Here is an 18798-nt window from a genome sequence, read left to right on the forward strand (position 1 = left end):
CTCCGTGGCCCGGGCCGGGTAGGCCGCAGGCTGCCGATTTTCTCTGGTTATAGGGCAACGGGCGTCGCTCGACTATAGATTCCGCTTACGTAAACGTCAAAGAGCCGGCGCGGCGCACGACGATCGGTCAAGCTTCTTGCAGCTTTTGTGCCAGTGCAGCACGGCGATTCGGCAGGCATAATCGCCGTGATTATCACTGACGAAATCTATCGATGAGCACTCCCGAATCCCGCGACGCCGGCCGCGGCGCTGTCTACGCGATCGGCGCCTACCTGTGCTGGGGACTGTTCCCGCTGTACTGGAAGCCGCTGTCCGCGGTGCCGGCCGAGCAGATCCTCGGCCACCGCGTCGTCTGGTCGGCGCTGCTGTTGGCCGGCGTATTGACGCTGCGCCGCCACTGGGGCTGGCTGGCCGAATCGCTGCGCAATCCGCGCCGGCTCGGCCTGTTCGCGCTGTCGTCGGCGCTGTTGTCGCTGAATTGGCTGGTGTACATCTGGGCGGTGAACCACGGCCGGGTGGTCGAGGCGAGCCTCGGCTACTTCATCAACCCGCTGGTCAACGTGCTGCTCGGCCGGCTGGTGCTGGGCGAGCGCTTGGCGAAACCGCAGCTGGCGGCGCTGGGGCTCGCCGCGCTCGGCGTGCTGTGGCTGACGCTGCGCGTCGGCAGCGTGCCGTGGGTGGCGCTGATCCTGGCGGTCACGTTCGCGCTGTACGGCCTGCTGCGCAAGACCGCGCAGCTGCCGTCGCTGGAGGGGCTGGCGCTGGAGACGTTCCTGATGGCGCCGATCGCGCTGGTCGGCCTCAGCCTGGCCGAAAGCCACGGCACGGGCGCCTTCGGCCACCTCGACGCCGCGTCGAACCTGCTGCTGGTCGGCGCCGGCGTGGTCACCACCGTGCCGCTGATCCTGTTCGCCGCCGGCGCACGACGGCTGACGCTGGCGACGCTCGGGGTGATTCAGTACCTGTCGCCTACGCTGCAGTTCCTGCTCGGCGTGTGGCTGTACCAGGAGCCGTTCGACGCGGCGCGGCTGGTCGGCTTCGGGCTGATCTGGAGCGGCCTCGCGCTATATACCGGCGCCGGCCTCATGCGCATGGTCCGGCTGCGCCGCGGCTAAGAGCGGCTTAACAAAACGAGGCCTCGCCGAGTTTCTGCGCAGCTAAAACCCTCCCGGCGTTGTTGCCCGGCCTTGCCGTACTCCTTAGTACTGTCTGCGGCCGGGCGCCTAGCCGGGATCGTTGCACTGGGTTTTGTTAGCCGTTCTAAGTTCGGCCAACCTCAACGGTTGGCCGAATCGTTTCGGGGCGCATCACGCCATGCTATGTTGCCGGGATTGCCCTCTGCGCGGAGCCACCGATGAATCTCGAGTTTTCCACCGACCCGGCCCGGCTCGATCTCGACGTGATTCACCGTTTCCTCAGCGAGGAGGCGTACTGGTCGCGCGGCGTGCCGCGCGAGGTGTTGGAGCGGGCGATCGCCGGCTCGCTGTGCGCGGCGGCGTATCGGGACGGCCGGCTGCTCGGCTTTGCCCGTGCGGTGACCGACCGGGCCACCTTCGCGTATCTCGCCGACGTGTTCGTGCTGCCCGAGGTGCGCGGCCACGGCGTCGGCAAGCGGCTGGTCGGCTTCCTGCTGGACCAGCCCGAGCTGCAGGGGCTGCGGCGGATACTGCTCGCCACCGCCAACGCGCACGGCCTGTACGCGCAATTCGGCTTCACCGCGCTGGCGGCCCCCGAGCGGATCATGGAGCGCCACGACCCTGAGGTATACCGCCGCAAGACGTGAATGCGTCTTATTATGTCGAACAACTGGTTACATCTGCTGACATTTCGCTTACAGACGCTGTCCGACCGGCTTCGTACCATGGCAAAAAATAAGGGGGTGCTTATAGCGCCTCACAATAATTGTTCAGAATCGAGCCCGGAAGGATGGATGCCATGAAACACCTGACCCTCGCGGTCGTCACCGCGGCGCTGGGCGCGGTCGCGGCCAGCGGCTACGCCGCCGACAGCCAGCCGGCCAGTCACCCGGCCATCGTGGTCGCCAAGTCGGCCGAAGTGAAGGTGCCGGTCAAGGAAGTGAAGACGCCGGCCAAGCCGCATCACCTGAAGCCGATCCACCACGCCCGGCTCGGCGCCAAGAAGCCGATCGAGCGGGAAGACCAAGACGCCAAGCGGCTGAAACCGGCGCTGCCGACCGCCTCGGCGGCCAAGTAAGCGTCCATCCAGAACGCGCAGAAAATTAAAGAGGAGCCGGGGGGCTCCTCTTTTTCATTGCCGCGCCGGCGCGGTGTTTGAAGTCGCTAGCAAAATTCAGTGATAACGATCCCGGCTAGGCGTGCTGCCGCAGACAGTACAGGTGGTACGGCAAGGCAGCGCAACAACGCCGGGAGGATTTTGTTCGCGACGCTACTGGTTCATCCGCACCCAGCGGTGCCATTGCGCAAACAACTCCGGATGCAGCGCGGCGATCGCCGAGCGCTTCCACACCGTATCGCTCCAGTAGTAGTCGGTATTCAGCGTCGCCAACCGACCGCCGGCCTCTTCCAGGATCAGCGCCCCGGCGGCGTAGTCCCACAGCCGCTGGCCGCCGTGCAGGTAGACGTCGTAACGGCCGGCCGCGAGAAAGCACCAGTCGAGCGTCGACGAGCCCATATTGCGCTGGCTGCCGCACGGCGCCAGGCTGGCCAGCCGGCTGGCCAGCTTGCCCGAGCGCAGGTACTTCACCTCGACCCCGGCGATCGCGTCGCCGATCGAGTTGACGGTCTTCTTCAGCGGCAGCGGCGTGCCGTTCAGGTAGGCGCCGCAGCCGCGCTCGGCGTAGAACATTTCCTTGCTGACCGGGTTGTAGATCACCCCGAGCTGGCTGACCCCGTCGACCATCAGCGCCACCGAGATCGCGAAATACGGTAGGCCGTTGACGAAGTTGGTGGTGCCGTCGATCGGGTCGACCACCCACAGGCCGTCGCGGTGCGCCTGCCACAAGGTGGTCTGCTCGGCCTCGGTCATCTCCTCGCCGAGCACCGGGTGCGGCAGCAGCTTGGGCAAGCGTTCGGCCAACGCCTGCTGGCAGGCGAGGTCGGCTTCGGTAAACAGCGACCCGTCATCCTTGCGGCTGGAACCGACGCGCAGGAAGCGGGGCATCACCTCGCTGTGTGCCACCTCGCGCACCACGCGGATGACCTCATCGAGTACGGGCATAGTAGAGCCTATTTCAGTGGATATTCGCTTTGCGCCAGTGTCGCTTTGGGCGCAGGGCTAGGCGCGGGACACGCCGCAGTGTCATTCACTGCCAGTGGTCCGCAACAACGCCCTGCGCCCAAAGCGGCACTGGCCCTCCGGGTTGCGGGCAGAAACGCTCGCATGCTGTGTTGCTCGTCGTTATATGGAATGCCATATTGCCTCCTCGCGCCTTGCCTGCGAGCGTTTCTGCCCGCAACGCAAAGCGAATATCTACTGAAATAGGCTCTTACTCCAGGGCCGTCGGCGGCAGAGTGCAATCGGCCACCGGCTCGGGTTCGGCAAAATTCAGGCGATGGCGGGTGAGACCGGTCCGGTCCAGGCTGATCAGCGTCAGCTCGTGCAAACCGGTGAAGCGGCCGACCACGCCGGATTCGGACAACAGCGGCCGGCCCGGGCTGCGGCCGACCGCCTTCAGTATTCCTGGCGCGACGTTCAACAGCAGCGCGCCGCCGTCGGCCAGCGGCAGCGCCAGCCGGTTGCCGTCGACCACCGGCGTGCCCTCGCGCTGCGGCGGCGGCAGGCAGGCGAGCTGCGCCTCGCGGCGGCCGTCCTGGTCGATCAGCCAGGCGCGGCCCTCGCCGTTGATCCGGGTGGCGGCCAGCACGAAGCGCTCGGCGGCGGGCAGCCAGGCCACCTGGTAGCGGTAGTAGCCGACGTCGCGCATCAGCTCGTGCGGCGGGCCGAGCAGCTTGCCGCGCTCGGGGTCGTATACCGCGGCCAAGAGCTGCGCGTGCAGCGCATTCGGCACGAAGCGCTGCCAGACCAACAGGCTGCGCGTCGGTGACGAGGCGAGCACCGGCCACCAGTCGCGCTGGCCGACGCTGATCGGCGTGCTGTGGACGAGCCGGCCGTCGCCATCGTACACCCGCACCCGCACGTCGCGCCCGGAACCGAGGTTGTTCTCGCCGCCGCCTTGCACCCACTCGGTCGAGTAGAACACCACGAAGCGCTCGCCGGCGGCGACGACGTGGCCGGAGTGGCCGCCGTCCTCGACCATTTGCGGGTAGCCGCGCACCGGTTTGAGCCGGGCGTCGTAGACGCCGTAGCGCTGCGCCACCACGTGGCGGGCGTTCCAGCCGTCTTCCATCGTGATCATCAAGTGCCCGGCGCGGTTCACCGCCGCGCTCGCCGGTTCCTGTGCCTCGGGCTTGGCGATCAGCCGCCGCGCGCCCTGCGGCACGCCGTGCACGATCGCGGCGTCGAACGGCACCGCGTAGACGTCGTGGCTCCAGCTGCCGTCGGGCTCTTCGCCCTTCGGCGGCAGGCCCGAGCTCGACCAGATCAGCTGCGGCGGCCGGCCGGGCAAGTCGACTACGCTCGCGCCGTGCTGGTACTGGCGCGGGTCGTCGTCGGCGTGGGCGGACAGCGCCAGCGTGGCGGCGAACAAGGCGGCGAGGAGGCGGGACGTCATGCGGGACGGACTCCGGTTGGATGGCGGCGGCAAAGCCGGCACAATACGGCCGGCGGCTTGCCGCCACCCATTACACAGGACTTTCCCCACCATGCCAAGATTCTATGTCGATACCGAGTTGCACGCCGGCCAGACGCTGGCGCTGCCGGCCGAGGTGGTGCGCCACGTTCAGGTGCTGCGCCTCGCTGCCGGCGACGCGCTGACGCTGTTCAACGGCCGAGGCGGCGAGCATCCGGCGACGTTGTTGCAGCTCGGTAAACGCGAGGCGGTCGTCGAGGTTGACGCGCCGCTGGCGGTCAGCCGCGAGTCGCCGCTAGCGATCGGTCTCGCGCAGGCGATCAGCAGCGGCGATAGGATGGAATTCACCTTGCAGAAGGGCGTCGAGATGGGGGTGAGCGTGTTCCAGCCGCTCGCCAGCGCCCGCGCGGTGGTGAAGCTGTCCGGCGAGCGCGCCGACAAGCGCGTGGCGCGCTGGCAGGAGATCGTCGTCGCCGCCTGCGAGCAGTGCGGCCGCAACACCGTGCCCGAGGTGCGGCCGATCCTCAGCTTGCCGCAATGGTTGGCCGAAACGCCGGCGGCCGACGCGCGGCTGCTGTTGTCGCCGCTCGGCCGGGGCCGGCTGGCGGATCTGGCGAGCGCGCCGCAGCGGCTGTGGCTGATGGCCGGTCCGGAGGGCGGCTTCACCGACGCCGAGGAGCAGGCGGCGGTCGACGCCGGCTGGACGCCGCTGACGCTCGGGCCGCGGGTGCTGCGCACCGAGACCGCCGCGCTCGCCGCGGTGGCGGCGTTGCAGACGGTGTGGGGCGACTACGCCGGCATCTGATCCGCGTCGCCACCAACAAAAACGCCCGCAGGCTGCGGGCGTTGTCGTGTCGGCCGGGCTCGCTCGTCAGACCGTGACGTCGAGCGTCGGACTGCTCTCCAGCCGGTACACCAGCCGTTCGCGATACAGCTGCTCGCTGGCGGCGAGGCGCGGTGGCTGGCCGGTGGCGACGGTACGCTCGAAGTTGTAGCGCCGGCCGTCGTGACGGATCCACGCCGGGATCTCCAGCCCGTCGTAGCGGCCGACGATGGTGTCGGCGGCGACCACGTCGGCCTCGGCCAGCGACGGCGCGGCCGGCTCCGCTTCCGGCTCGGGCAGCGACCAGGTCGGGTCGGCCGGCTGGATGGTATTGCGGGTCGCCAGCTTCAGCCACAGCTTGAACGCCCACATCGGCAGCGCCACCCGGTGCACGTGCCTGTCGTTGCTGATCAGGCAGGCGATCGCGAAGCGGTGGCCGCAATGGCGGCAGCGCCCCTCGGCAGCGACGAACAGCCGGTCCTGCAGCACCGCGAGCTGGCCGTACATATCGGCCGCCTCGACTACCTGGCGGCAGCGCGGGCACGGCTTGGCGAAGCGCCGCACGGTGGTGCCGTTGGCGAAGGTGTGCGGCAGATAACGGGCGATCGGGTCCTGGCGGGCCATAGGGCAAGTGTCGGGTATAAGGCTGAGAACGGTTCCGATTATACCGCGTCTGCCGGGTGCTAGAGCGGATTGAGGGCTTCTGAGCTCACCCGCACCCCGAGCCGCTGCGTCGCGCCCGGTGCCAGCGTGCGCGCATCGGCGCCGGCGTTGGCGGTCTCGACGCAGACGAAGCGCGGCCAGTCCTCATCGGGCAGGTCGGTCAAGCCGGCCGCCTTGTCCTGCCACGGGTTCCATACCACGCTGCTTGCCGAACCGTGGCTCTGCAGCCGCAGCATGCGCTGCCAGAGCGGGTCGGCCAGCCGGAGCGTCGCGTCGGCGCCCGGGTAGTAGATGCGGTCGGTTTCGCCGGTGAAACGCAGCGGCGCGCCGCTGGCCGGTTGCCCGTATGGGCCGAGCTTGTCATCGTAGCCGGCGCCTTCCAGGCCGTACAGCGTCACCTCGCGGCAGTCGCCGACCGCGAAGTAGCTGTGCAGCGCCTGGCTGAGCCGACACGGTGTGTCGCCGTCGTTGCGGGTGGTGAGCGTCAGCGCGAACGAGTCCGGGCCCAGTTCCAGCGTCAGCGCCGCGGCGAGCGCCTGGTAGCGCGGCCCGGCGAGCTGCAGCGTCAGCACCCCCTCGTCGAGCGTGGCGCTCGCCAGCTGCCACGGGGCGGTGCGTGCCACCCCGTGCGCCGCTTGGTTCGGATCGTCGGGGTGCGCGCCGAACCATGGCCAGCACAGCGGCACGCCGCCGCGAATCGCCTTGCCCGGCGCGAACCGCGCCTGCGGCGACAGATACAGCCAGGGTTGCTGGCCGGTCGGGGCGTAGCCGAGCAGCTGGCCGCCGGCGAGCGACAGTTCGGCGTTGAACGCGGCGGTGGCCAAGGAGAGGCGGTCGCCGTGCTGGCGGACGGCGAGGCCGGGTAGCGCTTCGAGGGTCGACATCGGGAGTCCCGGGGGAGGAGGAATGGCCTAACCCTAATGTCGCCAAGCCCGGCCGGCAAGCCGGCTCGATCCGGCGCCAACCGGTATTCGCTCAAAGACCGGGCGGCCGGCTCGACACGGTGGCACTGATCCAAAAGCAGCGGCCCCGGCAGCGCTATGCGCGTCTGCCGGGGCCGTTCGCTCTGATCTGATCTTCAAGAGCCGCGAACAAAACCCAGCGAAGCGGTTCTGCTCGTCGCCCTGCCGCAGACAGTACAAGGAGTACGGCAAGGCAGGGCAACAACGCCGTGTTAGCGGCTCTAATAGGCCATCTGCGCCGGCGGCAGGCGCAGGGCCTGGGCCAGCGCCGCCAGCAGCCGCCAGCCGTCCGGCCAGACCCGGTGGCCGGAGTCGACGTTGATGTGGCCCGCTTCGGCCAACCAGTGCACCGGCGCCCCCCACGCCAGCGCCATCTCCTGCGCGCGGCTGGCGTGGCAGAACGGGTCGTTGGTGCTCGCGACCACCAGCGCCGGGAACGGCAGCCGCTCGCGCGGGATCGGGCCGAACTCGGCCAAGGTCGACGGCGCGGCGGCGCGTTCGACGTCGGCCGGCGCGACCAGCAGCGCCCCGGCCAGCCCCTTGCCGTGGCGCTGCGCGTAATGCGCGACGGCGATACAGCCGAGGCTGTGTGCCACCACCACCACCGGACGGGTGGCCGCCGCCACCGCGCGCTCCAGCCCGGCCAGCCAGTCGGCCAGCCGCGGCGTGTCCCAGTCGCGGTTCTCCACCCGGCGCGCGCCCAGCGCCTGCTGCCAGTGGCTCTGCCAGTGGTCGTCCGGCGAGTTTTTCCAGCCGGGCTGGATCAGGTACTCGACCGTGTCGGGTAGTTTGAACATCGGGTGGTCCTCAATCGCATTCAGGCTGCAGGTTAAAGCAATCAATATATATCCGGAAGTGATTTAAATTTAATACCAAATGCGTTTCAGGAATATTGAAATCCCGGTGGCAAAAACTTTTTAGTTATCAACAAGTAATATTTAATCATTTCAGCTCATATGCAAATTGATTTTAGACTGCGTCCAACACTCGGGTCGGCTCGGACTCGGGGCCTGCTTGCCAACGCTATCTGGAGATAGACCAATCATGACGCTGAATCTTCGCCGCTCGCTGCTTGCCGCCGCCCTGTTGGGCCTGACCTTTACCGCCTCGGCGCAAGCCCTGCTCAACGTGTCGTACGACCCGACCCGCGAGCTCTACCAGGACGTCAACAAGGCGTTCAACGCCGCCTGGCAGAAACAGGGCAACCCGGCGCTGGAGATCAAGGCCTCGCACGGCGGTTCGGGCAAGCAGTCGCGCTCGATCATCGACGGCCTGGAGGCCGACGTCGCCACCTTGGCGCTCGCCTACGACATCGACGCGCTGGCCGACCACGGCCTGTTGGCGCACAACTGGCAGACCCGTCTGGCCAACAACAGCGCGCCGTACACCTCGACCATCGTGTTCCTGGTGCGCAAGGGCAACCCGAAAGCTATCCGCGACTGGGGCGACCTGGTGAAGCCGGGCGTGCAGGTGATCACCCCGAACCCGAAGACCTCCGGCGGCGCGCGCTGGAACTACCTGGCCGCCTGGGGCTACGCGCTGAAGAAGAACAACGGCAACGAGGCGAAGGCGCGTGACTATGTCGCCGAGCTGTTCAAACATGTGCCGGTGCTCGACACCGGCGCGCGCGGCGCGACGATCACCTTCGTGCAGCGCGGCCTCGGCGACGTACTGCTCGCCTGGGAGAACGAGGCGATCCTGTCGCAGAAGGAGCTGGGCCCGGACAAGTTCGACATCGTGACCCCGTCGGTCTCGATCCTGGCCGAGCCGACGGTGGCGGTGGTCGACAAGAACGTCGACAAGCACGGCACCCGCAAGGCCGCCGAGGCGTACCTGAAGTTCCTGTACACCCCGGAGGCGCAGGAGATCGCCGCGCAGAACTACTACCGTCCGCGTGACCCGAAGGTGGCCGCCAAGTACGCCAGCCAGTTCCCGAAGGTGAAGCTGTTTACGCTGAACGAGCAGTTCGGCGACTGGCGCCGCGCGCAGGCCAAGCACTTCAACGACGGCGGCGTGTTCGACCAGATCAGCGAGAAGAAATAAGCCGGTGCGACAGCGCTGTGCCCCGAAGCCGAATGGCCCTGCCGCCCGGCTTTTTTGCGTGGGTCGGGCGCAGAACCGCGTGGCGCGCCGGCCACAAAGGCGTGCGACGCGGCTTGCGGTCGGCGGGATGGGGGCGTATAAAAAATGCTGCGTTGCAACAAAAGCGGAGCGAAACCATGACAGGACCACCTTCGCCGCTGACCTTGCCACCGCGTCTCGTGGCTTGCTGGGCGGCACAGCTGAAAAGTTGCCAGAGCTACCTGCGTTCTCAGTGCTTCTACACCGGCCGGGTGCTGCTCGGCCCCGCGCCGTGGCCGGACAAGCTCGGCCGGGTCGGCCGACGCAGCTATTCGGACACGCTGGCGCTCGCCTACGACTGCACCGACGCCGGCTGCCGGCTGCAGCACGACGCGCTGGCGTCGCTCGCCGCGTTCGGCCTGCCGCCCCACTGGCTGGCGATCTGGCTGCGCTACGACACGCGGCGCCACCGTGCGCTGTTGCACGGCTACCTCGGCACCGCCCGCGCCACGCTGCTGGCATCCGGCCGCGGGGCGCCCCCGGCGCCGCTGCAGTAAGCACTGTCCCCCACCCTCGACAGCCCGGCCAGACGATCGGCGAGTGCGACAGCACCGCCGCCTGGCTGATGCGGCCGCGAATCGCTGCCATTTCGAGCAAGCCGGTTCCAGCCCATGCCGCGCGCCGGGTAGAATCGCGCCCTAGACGCAGGCGTTGCCATGCAACAGCTCGGTGAGGGTCGGCATGAGGACCTCGTGCCAGGGTTGGCCGAACGGCATGGCTGAGGTTTCCCTGTGGCGTCTCTTAATACTATCCCCCTGTATCTGATCTTAAGAGGACCGAGCAGAATGCCGCATACCACGCGCGACAAGAAACCGCTGCTGACCCGGGTGCGCCGCATCAAGGGCCAGGCCGAGGCGCTGGAAAAGGCACTCGATCAGGAGGCCGACTGCATGGCGGTGTTGCAGCAGATCGCCGCGATCCGCGGTGCGGTGAACGGCCTGATGTCGCAGGTGCTGGAAGGCCATCTGCGCGAGCATCTCGGCCCGGAGGTGACCTCACCCGAGGAGCGCGAGCGCGAGCTGGAAGGGGTACTCGCGGTGTTGCGTTCCTACCTGAAGTAGTCGTGAATGACGAAGTTGTGCCATTTTTCGTCACATTGGCGACGAATCGGCGCTTTTCTTTCCTATTGTCATACCCAGTGGCGCCGGGCTGTGGTATGGTCCGCCCGTCATTTCGAATGGAGTTCCTGACTTGGACAGTTGTTCTAGTAACGGTCCCAGGCCGGTATCGGCCAACCACGTCCAGGCATAGGTAACGACAGTCTTCACTGCCGCTGCCGTGCCTGACACGGGCAGCGGTGTCCGAGCCGGTCTTCGCCGGTTCCGCGCTCTCCCACTACTTGTTTTGCGAATCAACCCTCGCCGCTCGCCGCGGTGCGGCGCCGTTGGCGTCGTGCGTTTCGGCCGGTCGAGGGTGCGCCGGCGTGTGCCTGTCCGTAGGGCTGGCAGACGCGGGTGCGCATTGATTTGCTCGACTCAACATCGGATCGCCGCCGGGCGATGGCCGAGGCCGGCCATTCACTCCGCGGCCGAGGAGAGATCATGCGTTTCGATTTTTTCAAGCAGCAGTTGCTGCAATTGCTCAACAAGGGCGTCAACACCCGCCACTTCCGCCGCCTAGCGATACTCGACATGCTGCGCGGCGCCAATACCAACAAGGATCTGCCGGCCGAGCTGGCGCGTGATCTCGCCGCCGCCGCGCGGCTCGAGCCGTCGGCGCTGCTCGCCAAGCTGCACAGCCGCGAAGACGGCCTGACCGAGGCGGACGCCGCCGAGCGCCGCGAGCGGGTCGGCCCGAACGAGGTCGAGCACGAGAAGCCGATCTCGGGCGCGCAGCACCTGTGGCTGTGCTACCGCAACCCGTTCAACGTGCTGTTGACGGTGCTGGCGCTGGTGTCCTACCTGACCGACGACATGAAGGGCGCCGTGGTCATCTCGACGATGGTGGTGGTGTCGACCCTGCTGCGTTTCGTGCAGGAGGGCCGCTCCAACCGCGCCGCCGAGAAGCTGCAGGCGATGGTCAGCAACACCGCCACGGTGCTGCGCCGTGAGCCGGTCGAGGACGGTGATGTCGCCGCAGTCGGGGCCGAGCGCGCGCTCGCCGCCCGGCTGCAGCTGCAGGCGGCAGGCAACGCCGAGCTGCCGGCCAGCCTGCTGGTGCCGGACGGCCTGTCGCGCCGTTCGGCCAAGCTCTTGGCCCCGCGGGCCGGGCACGGCGCCGGCGCGGCATCGACCGCATACCGGGTGCGCCAGCTCGAGCTGCCGATCAAAGAGCTGGTGCCGGGCGACGTGGTGCGGCTGTCTGCCGGCGACATGATCCCGGCCGACCTGCGCGTGCTGGCGGCGAAAGACCTGTTCGTCAGCCAGGCGGCGATGACCGGCGAATCGCTGCCTGTGGAAAAATTCCCGACCCAGCGCGACGGCAAGACCGGTAACCCGCTCGAGCTCGACAACCTGTGCTTCATGGGCACCAACGTGGTCAGCGGCTCGGCCACCGCGGTGGTGGTCGGCACCGGCAACCACAGCTACTTCGGCGCCTTGGCCGAACGGGTCACCCGCAGCGACCGCACGCTGAACCAGTTCCAGCACGGCGTGAACAAGGTCAGCTGGCTGTTGATCCGCTTCATGTTCGTGATGGCGCCGCTGGTGCTGTTCATCAACGGCTTCACCAAGGGCGACTGGGTCGAGGCCTCGCTGTTCGCGCTGTCGATCGCGGTCGGCCTGACCCCGGAAATGCTGCCGATGATCGTCACCTCGACGCTCGCCAAGGGTGCGGTGCTGTTGTCGCGCAAGAAGGTGATCGTCAAACGGCTCGACGCGATCCAGAACTTCGGCGCGATGGACATCCTGTGCACCGACAAGACCGGCACGCTGACGCAGGACAAGATCTTCCTCGAGCGCCACACCGACGTGTACGGCGAGGAATGCGACGAGGTGCTCGAGTACGCGTATCTCAACAGCTATTACCAGACCGGCCTGAAGAACCTGCTCGACGTGGCGGTACTCGAGCACGCCGAGGTGCACCGCGAGCTGAACGTCGCGCAGGCGTTCCGCAAGGTCGACGAGATCCCATTCGATTTCGAGCGGCGCCGCATGTCGGTGGTGGTGAGCCGCCACGAGGACACCCACCTGGTGATCTGCAAGGGCGCGCTCGAGGAAGTGCTGGCGGTGTCGACCCACGTGCGCCACGGCGACAAGGTCGAGCCGCTGACCCCGGCGCTGTTGGCCGACATCCGCAAGGTGACCGCCGAGCTGAACCACCAGGGGCTGCGCGTGGTGGCGGTGGCGGCGAAAGAGCTGCTGCCGAGCAAGGACAGCTACGGCGTCGGCGACGAGAGCGAGCTGACGCTGACCGGCTACATCGCCTTCCTCGACCCGCCGAAGGAAACCACCCGGCCGGCGCTGACGGCGCTGGCGGCCAACGGCGTCGAGGTGAAGATCCTCACCGGCGACAACGAGCTGGTGACGCAGAAGATCTGCCGCGAGGTGGGGCTGACCATCCGCGGCGTGGTGCTCGGCGACAAGGTCGACGCGATGAGCGACGCGCAGCTCGCGGCGGTGGTGCAGACCGCCAACGTGTTCGCCAAGCTCAACCCGAGCCAGAAGGAACGGATCGTGCGCACGCTGCGCGAGGCGGGCCACGTGGTCGGCTTCATGGGCGACGGCATCAACGACGCGCCGGCGCTGCGCGCGGCCGACATCGGCATCTCGGTCGATTCGGCGGTCGACATCGCGAAAGAAGCGGCCGACATCATCCTGCTGGAGAAGAGCCTGATGGTGCTGGAGCAGGGCGTGGTCGAAGGCCGCAACACCTTCGCCAATATGCTCAAGTACATCAAGATGACCGCGAGCTCGAACTTCGGCAATGTGTTCTCGGTGCTGGTGGCGAGTGCGTTCATCCCCTTCTTGCCGATGCTGCCGCTGCATCTGTTGGTGCAGAACCTGCTCTACGACGTGTCGCAGATCGCCATCCCGTTCGATCACGTCGACAAGGAGCTGCTGGAGAAGCCGCAGCAGTGGAGCCCGAACGAGATCGGCCGCTTCATGGTGTTCTTCGGGCCGCTCAGCTCGGTGTTCGACATCGCCACCTTCGCGCTGATGTGGTTCGTGTTCAGCGCCAACAGCCCGGAACACCAGACGCTGTTCCAGTCCGGCTGGTTCGTCGAGGGCCTGCTGTCGCAGACGCTGATCGTGCACATGATCCGCACCCGCAAGGTGCCGTTCCTGCAGAGCCGCGCCGCCTGGCCGCTGTTGGCGATGACCGCCGCAATCATCGTGATCGGCATCGCGCTGCCGATGAGCCCGCTGGCGCACTACTTCCACCTCACGGCGCTGCCGCTCTCCTACTTCCCGTGGCTGGTGGTGATCCTGTTCGGTTATATGGCGCTGGTGCAGGCGATGAAGGGGATCTACACCCGCCGCTACGGGTGGCAGTAGGTCTTGGGCCGCCGCGGATAAACCCCTTCCGGCGTTGTTGCGCCGCCTTGCCGTACAGTGCGTACTGTCTGCGGCGGCGCGCCTAGCCGGAACCGCTGCGCTGGGGTTTCTCCGCGGCTACGTTGGGCAAGTCATTGATCGGGGAAACGATGGACTTGGCCGCGATCGAAATCGATTCGGCCAACCTTGCGGCAGCAAGGTTGGCCGAATCCCGCAATAATCCAGAGCGATGCCGTCAGCATCGCTCGTCTTTTTAGAAGGGGAAGATCATGACCCTGGACGTGATCGAAAACTTCCGCCCCTGGCTGCTGCTCAACACTCTGATCTGTCTCGCGGTGGCGTTCGTGCTCGGCTCTATCGTCGGCTACGAGCGCCAGTACCGGCAGCGCACCGCCGGGCTGCGCACCAACGCGCTGGTCGCGGTCGGCGCGGCGGTGTTCGTCGATCTGGCCGGGCGCCTGGCCGGGCCGGACGGTGCGACCCGGGTGGTCGCCTACGTGGTGTCGGGGGTCGGCTTCCTCGGCGCCGGCGCGATCATGAAGGAAGGACTGAACGTGCGCGGCCTGAACACCGCCGCGACCCTGTGGGGCTCGGCCGCGGCCGGGGCCTGCGCCGGCGCGTCGCTGATCGGCGAGGCGGTGCTGGCTGCCGGCTTCGTGCTGTCGGCCAACACGCTTTTGCGCCCGCTCGCCAACGCGATCAACCGCCGGCCGATCGACGACGCGGCCAGCGAGCTCACCTACATCCTGTGCGTGATCGCCAGCCGCGCCGAGCAGAAGACCGCGCTCGCGGCGATGGAGGCGATGCTCGAGACCGCCAACTACCCGGTCGCCGACCTCGACGTGCTGCCGTTCGGCGACGACGACGTCGAGATCAACGCGACCCTGCAGGCCACTTCGGTCGATTCGGCCGAGCTCGACCGCATCGTCGGCCTCTTGGTCAGCCACGACTTCGTCAGCCAGGCGTTCTGGAACCCGAGCACCACCGAGTGATTCGGCGGCCGAACGCAATGTCACAGCAAGGGGAGCCTGCCGGCTCCCCTTTCTCATGCACGTTCCACACCGAAGCAGTGCGCCAAGCTGGGGAACGCGCCGCTGCGCACCTCGGCGGCGTAGCGCTCCAGTGCCGCGTCGGCGTCGGAGAGCAGCTCGGAGTAGCGCTTCACGAAGCGCGGCGTGTAGTCGCCGAACAGGCCGAGCGCGTCCTCGCTGACCAGCACCTGGCCGTCGCAGGCCGGCGAGGCGCCGATGCCGATGGTCGGGATGAGCAACTCGATGCTCAAGGCCCGCGCCAAGGGTTCGGCGATGCCCTCCAGCACCACCGCGAACGCACCGGCCTCGGCCATCGCCAGCGCGTCGGCGCGCACCTTGGCGGCGCCGGCGGCGTCGCGGCCCTGCGCGCGAAAGCCGCCCAAGGCGTTCAGCTGCTGCGGCATCAGCCCGACGTGGGCCAGCACCGGCACGCCGCGCGCGGTCAGGAAACGCACCGTCTCGACCATTTCCACCCCGCCTTCGAGCTTGATCGCCTGCGCGCCGGTTTCGGCCAGCACCCGCGCGGCACTGGCAAACGCCTGCTCGGTCGACCCCTGATAGCTGCCGAACGGCAGGTCGACCGCCACCACCGCGCGACTACTGCCGCGCATTACCGCCTGGCCGTGCGCGATCATCATCTCCAGCGTCACGCCGAGCGTGCTCGGCAGCCCGTACAGCACCATGCCGAGCGAATCGCCGACGATGATCAGTTCGGCATGGCGGTCGGCGAGCCGTGCCATCGGGGTGGTGTACGCGGTCAGCGACACCAGGCTGCCGGCGCCCTTGCGTTTCGCCAGTTCGGGGACGCCCAAGCGGGCGAGGGAGGTATGGCTGCTCATGGTTAGCTCCTTGTCATTGCAATGGAGCGCCACGCTATCATGCGCGCTGATCCCGCCACTTGCGCCGAGCCGCCAGACCATGCCGCCAACCGGACAGCCTGCCGTATTCATCCCCGACTGGACCACGCTGCCCGGCCCGGTGTACTTCCGCGCCCACACCATCCCGGCCGGGGCGACCGTGCCACTGCACCGCCACCCGTGGGCGCAGCTGCTCTACGCCAGCCGCGGCCTGATGCAGGTCGAGACCGAACGCGCCCGCTACCTGCTCTCTCCCGAGCAGGCGCTGTGGATTCCGCCCGGGCTGGCGCACGGGGTGCGGGTCGAGCATGAGGTGTGGTGCCGCAGCCTGTACCTGGACGCGGCCTTGCCGGCCGGCTTCGGCCAAGCCTGCCAGCCGCTGACGGTGACACCGCTGCTGCGCGAGCTGATCGTCGCCGGCTCCGCACTCGCCGCCGCCGAGCCGGACACGGCAGAAGTGGACCGGCTGGTGGCGGTGCTGTTCGACCAGCTGCGGGCGCTGCAGCCGGCCAGGCTGGTGCTGCCTTTGCCGGCCGACCCGAGGCTGCGCCGCATCGCTGACGCGCTGTTGGCCGAACCGGGCGACGAGCGCCGGCTGGAAGACTGGGCGCAGCGGGTCGGCGCCAGCGCGCGCACGCTGGCGCGGCATTTTCGCGCCGAGACCGGGCTGAACTTCCGCGCCTGGCGGCAGCGCTTGCGGCTGTTCGCGGCGCTGCCGCGGTTGCAGGCCGGCGAGGCGGTGACCCGGGTCGCGGCCGACTGCGGCTACGGCTCGACCTCGGCGTTTATCGAGGCGTTCCAGCGCCAGTTCGGCTGCACGCCGGGGCGGGTCGGCGTCGCTTCATGGACTGTCTGAGCGAGGTCGGCTGGCAACGTTGGCTGAAAGGCACTCAGCCCGCCTCGGCCTGTGTCGCGCCGTCGCGGCAGGCGGCGGCCAGCCGCGCCGCCAGCGCCAGACCCAGCGGCGACAGGCCGGCGCGGTGCTGCAGCGACAGCTCCATCACCTCGATCGCCGGCAGGTCCGCGCCGAGCACGCGGTGCGTTGCCAGCAGCGCGCGGCGCGGGATAAGGCTGATGCCGAGGCCGTCGCCGACCGCGGCGCACAGGCTGGTCAGGCTGGTGCTGCAGTAGCTGATCCGCCAGCGTCGCCCCAGCACCTCGAGCGCGTGGATCATCTCGTTGCGGTACAGGCCGCCGGGCGGGAACACCGCCAGCGGCAGCGGTTCGCTGCCTAAGGCCGGGTGTGCCAGGCTGTCGACCCAGATCAGCGGCTCCGGCCAGGCGGCGACGCTGGCGCGCTGGCCGGTGAGCTGCTTGACCAGGATCAGGTCGAGTTCGCCGGCGTCGTACAGGCGCTGCAGCTCGCCGCTCAGGCCGCTGGTCACCTCCAGGCGCAGCCCGGGGTGGTCGCGGCCGAAGGCGGCGAGCAAGGGGGTGAGCCGGCCGGCGGCAAAGTCCTCCGGCAGGCCGAGGCGTAGCACCTCGTCGAGCGGCGAGGCGCCGAACAGGTCGCTCGCCTCGTCGGCCAGCGCGACCAGCCGGCGCGCGTAGCCGAGCAGCCGCTCGCCGTCTTCGCTCGGCCGCACCAGCCGCGGCCCGCGCTCAAGCAAGGGCCGGCCGACCGCGTCTTCGAGGCGGCGGATCTGCTGGCTGACGGTCGACTGGGTCAGGTGCAGCCGCTCGGCGGCGCGGGTGAAGCTCGCGCAGTCGACGACCGCGACGAAGCTTTTCAGCAGCGTTAAGTCGAGCATGGTGTTTCCAGTGTAAATGCCACTAGCAGACATTCAATCATTTCATTTCTAAATAGCCAAGCGCGTCCCTACACTCGGCAAGCAGTAGACAGGGAGAAGCAATCAATGGAACCGATGAGACAGTGTGCGCCGGGCCTATATCGGGGAGCGCAGCATGGCTGAGTCCTCGGCGGCACTCGCCGCACCGCGCGTCGGCGCGCGCGGCGGCGCGGCACTACTGGCCGCGCTGCTGCTGGTGGCGCTGAACCTGCGCCCGACCTTGACCTCGATCAGTCCGCTCTTGGGCGACATCCGCGCCGCCACCGGCCTGCCGTTTCGGCTCGCCTCCTTGCTGACCACCCTGCCGGTGCTGGCGATGGGGCTGTTCGCGCTGGCCGGCGGTCGGGTCAGCCGGGTGCTCGGCGACCGCCACGGCGTGACGCTCGGCCTGGCGGTGATCGGCGCCGCCTGCGGCTGGCGCTGGAGCGCCGCCACGAGCAGCGCGCTGATCGCCAGCGCCGCGCTGGTCGGCGTCGGCGTCGCGCTGATCCAGGCCTTGCTGCCCGGCGTGATCAAGCACAACTACGCGGCGCGGCTGCCGCAGACGATGGGCCTCTATTCGGCGGCGATCATGGGCGGCGGCGGGCTCGGTGCGGTGGCGAGCCCCTGGCTCGCGCGGCGCCTGCACGACTGGCACGCCGGGCTGGGGGTCTGGGCGCTGCTCGCGGTCGTGGCGCTCGCAGTGTGGCGGACGGCGCCGGGCGAGATGCCCGAGCCGGCGCGAGCCGCCGGTCGCGGCCTCGGGGCGCTGCTGCGCAACCGTCGCGCCTGGCTGTTGGCGCTCTATTTCGGCCTGATCAACGGCGGCTATACCAGCATGGTGGCGTGGCTGCCGCCGTTCTTCGTGCAGCGCGGCCTGAGCGCCCAGCAGGGCGGCAGCCTGCTCGGCCTGATGACCGCCGCGCAGGTGGTCGCCGCGTTGACGCTGCCGGCGCTGGCGCTCAAAAGCGCCGACCGCCGCCCCTGGCTGGCCTTGGGCCTGTGCCTGCAGCTGGTCGGCTTCGTCGGGCTGACCGTGTGTCCGGAACGGCTAGCCTGGCTGTGGGTGAGTGCTACCGGCTTCGGCCTGGGCGGCTGCTTCGCGCTCAGCCTGATCCTGACGCTCGACCACCTGCACGAACCGCGCGCCGCCGGCGAGCTGGCGGCGTTCGTGCAGGGGCTCGGCTTCATCATCGCGGCGCTGGCGCCGTTCGCAATCGGCTGGATCCGCGACGCCAGCGGCAGTTTCACCGCCGGTTGGCTGCTGTTGATCGTGTCGGCCGCGGCGATGCTGTTGGTGACCAGCCGTTACACACCGCAGGGCTACGCCGCCGCGATGCGCGGCGTGGCGACGTCCGATTGAGAGCCGCCAACAAAACGAGGCTTTTGCGAGTTTCTGCGTAGCTAAAATCCTCCCGGCGTTGTTGCCCCGCCTTGCCGTACTACTTGTACTGTCTACGGCAGGGC

At 68.4% G+C, this 18798-nt stretch carries 18 protein-coding genes; 11 read left to right on the top strand and 7 right to left on the bottom strand.

Going from position 1 to position 18798, the window contains the following annotated elements; all coding sequences use genetic code 11:
* The first annotated feature begins 212 nt into the window (after positions 1-212).
* From rarD to ACZ2IA_RS14480, 3 genes are all read left to right on the top strand, one after another.
* Positions 213-1115, top strand: a complete 903-nt coding sequence (gene rarD, locus ACZ2IA_RS14470; protein WP_470293294.1) for an EamA family transporter RarD — start codon at positions 213-215, stop codon at positions 1113-1115.
* Positions 1116-1354: 239 nt separating this feature from the next.
* Positions 1355-1783 (top strand): GNAT family N-acetyltransferase, encoded by a 429-nt coding sequence (locus ACZ2IA_RS14475; protein WP_470293295.1) that lies wholly within the window; start codon positions 1355-1357, stop codon positions 1781-1783.
* 152 nt (positions 1784-1935) lie between these two features.
* A complete protein-coding gene (locus ACZ2IA_RS14480; protein WP_470293296.1) occupies positions 1936-2214 on the top strand; it encodes a hypothetical protein in 279 nt (92 codons plus the stop codon).
* Between the two features lie 192 nt (positions 2215-2406).
* Here ACZ2IA_RS14480 and ACZ2IA_RS14485 read toward each other — a convergent pair whose 3' ends face one another.
* On the bottom strand, positions 2407-3198 hold the full coding sequence (locus tag ACZ2IA_RS14485; RefSeq protein ID WP_470293297.1) for an inositol monophosphatase family protein: 792 nt from the start codon (positions 3196-3198) through the stop codon (positions 2407-2409).
* A gap of 268 nt (positions 3199-3466) precedes the next feature.
* Positions 3467-4651 (bottom strand): hypothetical protein, encoded by a 1185-nt coding sequence (locus tag ACZ2IA_RS14490; protein WP_470293298.1) that lies wholly within the window; start codon positions 4649-4651, stop codon positions 3467-3469.
* A 91-nt stretch (positions 4652-4742) separates the two neighbouring features.
* Between ACZ2IA_RS14490 and ACZ2IA_RS14495 the strand changes: the two genes are divergently transcribed.
* Positions 4743-5474, top strand: coding sequence for a 16S rRNA (uracil(1498)-N(3))-methyltransferase (locus tag ACZ2IA_RS14495; protein ID WP_470293299.1), 732 nt, complete (start codon positions 4743-4745; stop codon positions 5472-5474).
* A gap of 66 nt (positions 5475-5540) precedes the next feature.
* Here the strand turns inward: ACZ2IA_RS14495 and ACZ2IA_RS14500 are convergent, their stop codons facing one another.
* The 3 genes from ACZ2IA_RS14500 to ACZ2IA_RS14510 all read right to left on the bottom strand — a co-directional run bounded on the left by ACZ2IA_RS14500 (position 5541) and on the right by ACZ2IA_RS14510 (position 7914).
* Entirely contained in the window at positions 5541-6116 is a 576-nt protein-coding gene (locus tag ACZ2IA_RS14500) for a hypothetical protein (RefSeq protein ID WP_470293300.1), read from the bottom strand.
* A 59-nt stretch (positions 6117-6175) separates the two neighbouring features.
* Entirely contained in the window at positions 6176-7039 is an 864-nt protein-coding gene (locus ACZ2IA_RS14505; RefSeq protein WP_470293301.1) for a D-hexose-6-phosphate mutarotase, read from the bottom strand.
* Between the two features lie 299 nt (positions 7040-7338).
* Complete coding sequence (locus ACZ2IA_RS14510) at positions 7339-7914, bottom strand: RBBP9/YdeN family alpha/beta hydrolase (protein WP_470293302.1); 576 nt, start codon at positions 7912-7914, stop codon at positions 7339-7341.
* Between the two features lie 247 nt (positions 7915-8161).
* Between ACZ2IA_RS14510 and ACZ2IA_RS14515 the strand changes: the two genes are divergently transcribed.
* From ACZ2IA_RS14515 to ACZ2IA_RS14535, 5 genes are all read left to right on the top strand, one after another.
* Complete coding sequence (locus ACZ2IA_RS14515) at positions 8162-9160, top strand: sulfate ABC transporter substrate-binding protein (protein WP_470293303.1); 999 nt, start codon at positions 8162-8164, stop codon at positions 9158-9160.
* A 176-nt stretch (positions 9161-9336) separates the two neighbouring features.
* Positions 9337-9735, top strand: a complete 399-nt coding sequence (locus ACZ2IA_RS14520; protein WP_470293304.1) for a hypothetical protein — start codon at positions 9337-9339, stop codon at positions 9733-9735.
* Positions 9736-10023: 288 nt separating this feature from the next.
* Complete coding sequence (locus ACZ2IA_RS14525; protein WP_470293305.1) at positions 10024-10299, top strand: metal/formaldehyde-sensitive transcriptional repressor; 276 nt, start codon at positions 10024-10026, stop codon at positions 10297-10299.
* Between the two features lie 480 nt (positions 10300-10779).
* Complete coding sequence (gene mgtA / locus ACZ2IA_RS14530) at positions 10780-13674, top strand: magnesium-translocating P-type ATPase (protein ID WP_470293306.1); 2895 nt, start codon at positions 10780-10782, stop codon at positions 13672-13674.
* Positions 13675-13943: 269 nt separating this feature from the next.
* Positions 13944-14666, top strand: coding sequence for an MgtC/SapB family protein (locus tag ACZ2IA_RS14535; protein WP_470293307.1), 723 nt, complete (start codon positions 13944-13946; stop codon positions 14664-14666).
* 53 nt (positions 14667-14719) lie between these two features.
* Here the strand turns inward: ACZ2IA_RS14535 and panB are convergent, their stop codons facing one another.
* The gene (gene panB, locus ACZ2IA_RS14540; RefSeq protein ID WP_470293308.1) at positions 14720-15544 is read right to left on the bottom strand and encodes a 3-methyl-2-oxobutanoate hydroxymethyltransferase; all 825 of its coding nucleotides are present in this window, start codon (positions 15542-15544) and stop codon (positions 14720-14722) included.
* Between panB and ACZ2IA_RS14545 the strand changes: the two genes are divergently transcribed.
* A complete protein-coding gene (locus ACZ2IA_RS14545; RefSeq protein WP_470293309.1) occupies positions 15543-16418 on the top strand; it encodes an AraC family transcriptional regulator in 876 nt (291 codons plus the stop codon). The two genes, panB and ACZ2IA_RS14545, sit on opposite strands and share 2 nt — an antisense overlap.
* 34 nt (positions 16419-16452) lie before the next feature.
* On the opposite strand, the gene ACZ2IA_RS14550 is transcribed toward ACZ2IA_RS14545, so the two are convergent.
* The gene (locus ACZ2IA_RS14550; protein WP_470293310.1) at positions 16453-17313 is read right to left on the bottom strand and encodes a LysR family transcriptional regulator; all 861 of its coding nucleotides are present in this window, start codon (positions 17311-17313) and stop codon (positions 16453-16455) included.
* A gap of 154 nt (positions 17314-17467) precedes the next feature.
* Here ACZ2IA_RS14550 and ACZ2IA_RS14555 point away from each other — a divergent pair, with 154 nt between their 5' ends.
* Positions 17468-18694 (top strand): cyanate transporter, encoded by a 1227-nt coding sequence (locus tag ACZ2IA_RS14555; protein WP_470293311.1) that lies wholly within the window; start codon positions 17468-17470, stop codon positions 18692-18694.
* Positions 18695-18798: the final 104 nt, after the last annotated feature.

It is taken from the genome of Crenobacter sp. CS_VA4 (genome assembly GCF_055597485.1).

Excerpts from the sequence above, each read along its gene's own strand:
- rarD (WP_470293294.1), top strand. The coding sequence starts at position 213 with ATGAGCACTCCCGAATCCCGCGACGCCGGCCGCGGCGCTGTCTACGCG.
- ACZ2IA_RS14475 (WP_470293295.1), top strand. The coding sequence starts at position 1,355 with ATGAATCTCGAGTTTTCCACCGACCCGGCCCGGCTCGATCTCGACGTG.
- ACZ2IA_RS14480 (WP_470293296.1), top strand. The coding sequence starts at position 1,936 with ATGAAACACCTGACCCTCGCGGTCGTCACCGCGGCGCTGGGCGCGGTC.
- ACZ2IA_RS14485 (WP_470293297.1), bottom strand. The coding sequence starts at position 3,198 with ATGCCCGTACTCGATGAGGTCATCCGCGTGGTGCGCGAGGTGGCACAC.
- ACZ2IA_RS14490 (WP_470293298.1), bottom strand. The coding sequence starts at position 4,651 with ATGACGTCCCGCCTCCTCGCCGCCTTGTTCGCCGCCACGCTGGCGCTG.
- ACZ2IA_RS14495 (WP_470293299.1), top strand. The coding sequence starts at position 4,743 with ATGCCAAGATTCTATGTCGATACCGAGTTGCACGCCGGCCAGACGCTG.
- ACZ2IA_RS14500 (WP_470293300.1), bottom strand. The coding sequence starts at position 6,116 with ATGGCCCGCCAGGACCCGATCGCCCGTTATCTGCCGCACACCTTCGCC.
- ACZ2IA_RS14505 (WP_470293301.1), bottom strand. The coding sequence starts at position 7,039 with ATGTCGACCCTCGAAGCGCTACCCGGCCTCGCCGTCCGCCAGCACGGC.
- ACZ2IA_RS14510 (WP_470293302.1), bottom strand. The coding sequence starts at position 7,914 with ATGTTCAAACTACCCGACACGGTCGAGTACCTGATCCAGCCCGGCTGG.
- ACZ2IA_RS14515 (WP_470293303.1), top strand. The coding sequence starts at position 8,162 with ATGACGCTGAATCTTCGCCGCTCGCTGCTTGCCGCCGCCCTGTTGGGC.
- ACZ2IA_RS14520 (WP_470293304.1), top strand. The coding sequence starts at position 9,337 with ATGACAGGACCACCTTCGCCGCTGACCTTGCCACCGCGTCTCGTGGCT.
- ACZ2IA_RS14525 (WP_470293305.1), top strand. The coding sequence starts at position 10,024 with ATGCCGCATACCACGCGCGACAAGAAACCGCTGCTGACCCGGGTGCGC.
- mgtA (WP_470293306.1), top strand. The coding sequence starts at position 10,780 with ATGCGTTTCGATTTTTTCAAGCAGCAGTTGCTGCAATTGCTCAACAAG.
- ACZ2IA_RS14535 (WP_470293307.1), top strand. The coding sequence starts at position 13,944 with ATGACCCTGGACGTGATCGAAAACTTCCGCCCCTGGCTGCTGCTCAAC.
- ACZ2IA_RS14545 (WP_470293309.1), top strand. The coding sequence starts at position 15,543 with ATGGTTAGCTCCTTGTCATTGCAATGGAGCGCCACGCTATCATGCGCG.
- panB (WP_470293308.1), bottom strand. The coding sequence starts at position 15,544 with ATGAGCAGCCATACCTCCCTCGCCCGCTTGGGCGTCCCCGAACTGGCG.
- ACZ2IA_RS14550 (WP_470293310.1), bottom strand. The coding sequence starts at position 17,313 with ATGCTCGACTTAACGCTGCTGAAAAGCTTCGTCGCGGTCGTCGACTGC.
- ACZ2IA_RS14555 (WP_470293311.1), top strand. The coding sequence starts at position 17,468 with ATGGCTGAGTCCTCGGCGGCACTCGCCGCACCGCGCGTCGGCGCGCGC.